The sequence below is a fragment of the Nocardiopsis sp. NPDC007018 genome (assembly GCF_040635075.1).
Classification (GTDB): domain Bacteria; phylum Actinomycetota; class Actinomycetes; order Streptosporangiales; family Streptosporangiaceae; genus Nocardiopsis.
The window spans coordinates 1-3,382 of sequence record NZ_JBEYHA010000102.1; the positions used below are offsets into that span (position 1 = coordinate 1).

Annotated in this window: 6 protein-coding genes; 3 read left to right on the forward strand and 3 right to left on the reverse strand. The window is 63.3% G+C overall.

Translation table 11 applies throughout. The annotated features are described in order from the left end of the window. Positions 1 to 91 precede the first annotated feature (91 nt). From ABZ635_RS26995 to ABZ635_RS27005, 3 genes are all read right to left on the reverse strand, one after another. Entirely contained in the window at positions 92 to 283 is a 192-nt protein-coding gene (locus tag ABZ635_RS26995) for a DUF397 domain-containing protein (RefSeq protein ID WP_357770052.1), read from the reverse strand. Between the two features lie 211 nt (positions 284 to 494). After that, positions 495 to 683 carry a DUF397 domain-containing protein gene (locus ABZ635_RS27000; RefSeq protein ID WP_357770054.1) on the reverse strand — a complete coding sequence of 63 codons (189 nt, stop codon included), beginning with the start codon at positions 681 to 683 and terminating at the stop codon, positions 495 to 497. A 9-nt stretch (positions 684 to 692) separates the two neighbouring features. After that, positions 693 to 1,541, reverse strand: coding sequence for a helix-turn-helix transcriptional regulator (locus ABZ635_RS27005; protein WP_357770056.1), 849 nt, complete (start codon positions 1,539 to 1,541; stop codon positions 693 to 695). A gap of 507 nt (positions 1,542 to 2,048) precedes the next feature. Between ABZ635_RS27005 and ABZ635_RS27010 the strand changes: the two genes are divergently transcribed. From ABZ635_RS27010 to ABZ635_RS27020, 3 genes are all read left to right on the forward strand, one after another. Further along, entirely contained in the window at positions 2,049 to 2,627 is a 579-nt protein-coding gene (locus tag ABZ635_RS27010; protein ID WP_357770057.1) for an ATP-binding protein, read from the forward strand. Then, positions 2,627 to 2,944, forward strand: coding sequence for a hypothetical protein (locus ABZ635_RS27015; RefSeq protein WP_357770059.1), 318 nt, complete (start codon positions 2,627 to 2,629; stop codon positions 2,942 to 2,944). The genes ABZ635_RS27010 and ABZ635_RS27015 overlap by 1 nt, the downstream gene beginning before the upstream one ends. 88 nt (positions 2,945 to 3,032) lie before the next feature. Further along, positions 3,033 to 3,382 (forward strand): ATP-binding protein (locus ABZ635_RS27020; protein WP_357770061.1); only part of this gene is annotated, 350 nt, incomplete at its 3' end.

Genomic DNA, 3,382 nt, shown 5'->3' on the forward strand with positions numbered 1-3,382 from the left:
ACTCGGCATCGGTGAGTTCATGACGGCCAGACACATCGACCACGATGCCAGCGCAGGCCCTGCTCCACTCCCAACTTCTAAAAAACAGTGCCTAGACCTGGTCGGTGCGGATGGCACTGAGGGCGGCGGCCCACTCCGTTCCTGTGAATCCCAACGTGCCCTGCTGACGATTCTGGGTATCACGAACCATCGTCTCAATACCTTCCGCGACCTCAACGCACGCGGCCTCGTTGGCGCTGTAGCTGAGCTTGTGGAAGGAGGGTTTGCTGATGTGGGGGCGCATCCGGGGGAACCTCCGCTGGGAGTAGGGGGTGCTGTCTGGCTCATGCTCAGTTCTGCCTGTTGTTACACCCCGTGTCCTGGGGGAGGCGTTCCCAATCCCTGATCGGCAGCGGACTCCAGAGGCTGCTTCTCGTTCGCAGGAGAGCGGAATTCAGTGAGCGCGGGATGAGTGTGGGGGAGCCCTCGCTGTCACGGGGGCTCCCTCGTTCTACCTACGATCGTGCGCTGTGAAGCAGCGCGACCCACTCTGGTCCGGAGAACGGCAGGTGTCCACGTTCAGGGTGCTTGGAGTCACGAACAACAGCACCCCCGAAAGCATCGGCTACAGCGACGCAGTTACTGCGGTCGCTGTAGCTGGACGTGCGGAAGTCAAGGGCTTCGAGGTTGGGAATGAGGTTCACGGTGTTCTCTCAGGGTGCCTTGGATATATCGCGCAGGTAGGAGACGCTCTGGTCAACGTCGAGTGACCTGCTTACGAGGTGGTTGAACAAGTTTCGGTAACGAATGATTTCTTCTGTTTGCTCCAGAAAGAGGCCGTCCTGGTCCATTTCGAGGTACACCACCGGGTCGGCTGCGGCAAAGTCCATCAGGACGAAGCTGCCCTTCGCGCCTGCGTGGATACCCGCGCTAAACGGGACCACCTGGACCGTGATGCCTTCACCGTTGTCTGCCACATCTGCCAGGTGGTTTGCCTGCTCGCGACACACGTCGGGGGTGGCCCGTAGCCGCTCGATCGCTCCCGCGTCGATCACTACCCACAGTTCTGGTCGATGCTCGCTCTCGAGAATCTCCTGTCGGCGGCGCCGCGCATCAACTACGCGTCGAATATCGACTGGATCTCGGACAAGGTTGGCTGAGCGCGCCAAGAGTTCCACGTATCCAGGTGTCTGAAGCAGCCCCGGGATGATCATTGGCTCATAAGTGCTAATCCCCGTGGCATCAGACTCCAGGACCGGGAACTCGTCTGGGATGACGTCGCTGTACTTCGTCCACCAGCCCTTCTTCCCAGCCTGACGAGTGATCGCGACCAGAGCTTCGCGACGCTGCGGGTCATCCACGCCGTAGACATCCAGCAGAGCTCGCACCTCAACCACGCTGGGGCGAAGACGGACCCCGGTTTCGATGTTCGAGACCTTGCCGATGCTCCATTCGGTTGCGGACGCCGCATCGTCCAGGGTCATGCCTGCCGAGATCCGGTATCGGCGAAGCTCCTCCGAGAGTCGTCGCCTGCGGACGCTTGGACGTGATGGGTCAGACATGGGCTCTCTCCTGGGGCGGTGTCTCTCAGGATGTTACGGCTGGTCGGCGATTCGGTCATCCAGTTACAGACAGGTTGAAATCCTCATGGTTTGAGGAACTGAATAATCTGAATCCATTGAAGGTCTGAAGGTTTCATGGTTTCCTGAGCTTACTCATTCCCAAGCTGGGCTTCCCACCTAGCACTTGAGCACCAGGAGGTGTGCGCTGATGGCGCCCCGTTACCTGAAACTCTGTGAGCTGGCGTGTACGCGCTACCTCGCGTCCGAGGCGATGCGTCGCCGTCGCCCTAGGCAGGCGGCTCGTGTGCGGGCTTTTGCCGCGAACCCTCGCCGCCACCCGTCCGGCTCTTGGGTCCCTGTGGTCCCTTCTCCCCGGCGGCCGGTCGATGCGGTTCCGGTGGAGGTCTTGCGGGCTGTCCTGGCTGGGTTGCGGCGTTTGGTGGTGGTCCCGTGAGGCCCGCTCCGCCGTTCTCGCCTGAGCTTGCTCGCCGTGAGGTGGTGGCTCCGGTGGCGAGTTTCATCAAGCCGTTCCACTCGCACTACTTCTCCCGGACCGTCGGACCTCCCTACCGCAAGCGGCAGTACTCCTTCGCCGGGCTCCCCGGGTTGATGCCTCTGGTGCGGGCGTTCTTGGACACCAGCGCGGCGGAGCGGTGTGAGGAGTTCCAGTTCCTGTTCACCCTGCTGGGCTGCGAGTTGGTGAACAACGCGATCGCGCATAGCCGGTCCAGTGAGCGGGGCAGTACGTACAGGCTCACGGTGGATCGGGGTGCTAAGGGGATGACGTTGATCTGCCGTGACCAGGGCAGCCGTCTGCCGCAGGAGAAGGGCAACTTCACCGCCGCCACGTTCGAGGACATCGAAGCCGGAACTGCGACGGGTCGGGGGTTGGCGCTGATCGACGCTCTTGCGGATCGGTGGGGAGACAACGGGGACCCGAAGTTCCGGCAGGTGTGGTTCTTCCTGGCCTACGACCTGACCGAGAACCCGTGGAGCCACATCGACATCGACGACCTCAAGGCCCCCGAGGGCTCCGGGAACGCCGGGAACACCGAGAACTTTCTCAAGGACGAGGTGGAGTGCTGATGTTGGACATCGACACCAGGGACCTGCTCGCGTGCGCCGGAGACGCCCTCACCGCACCCGGGCACCTGACGCCCGCGCAGGAGGACGTGTGGCACAACCACACCCTGCGCAACCGCATCCCGATGGTGCTTGAGGCGCTGCGGATCGCCGGAGACGAGGGCGACGCCGAACGAGCAATGCAGCTCATCGACCAGGCCGTACACAACTACCCCGCACCCACCCGGATTCCCGGCAACAGGCCGATCCCGGGGTCTCGACTGCTCTCCCGCCGCCACCGCGCCGACCACGACGACCCGGAACCCCCGACCGCCGCCTAAAGGCGCTCACGAAAAAGCTCTGGCGGGTGCGACAACACCCCCAGAGCAGGCCGACAAGCTTCACCGTCTAAGAGAAGAGATTGCCGACATGGCCATTGTGCCGCACACCCACGCCCTCAACCACACGAACAACCCTCCCTCCGGCGGGCTGCGGTGGGAGTGCCGGGTCTACCCCGGACAGCTCTCCCACACCAGCCAGGTCCGTGCCGACATGGGCACCGACCTCAACCGCCTGCTCTCCCTCCCGTCCGAGGTGCGGGAGGAGATGGTGTTGTGCGTGAGCGAGATGTTCGCCAACGCCTGCGAGCACTCCCGCTCCGGACAGGACCCGGACGGCAGGGTGGTCCGCACCCTGGAAGCACCGGTCCCGGGCCTGGTGAGGGTGTCGATCATCGACGACGGTGCAAGGACGGACACCACCGTGGACTCTCTCCCGAG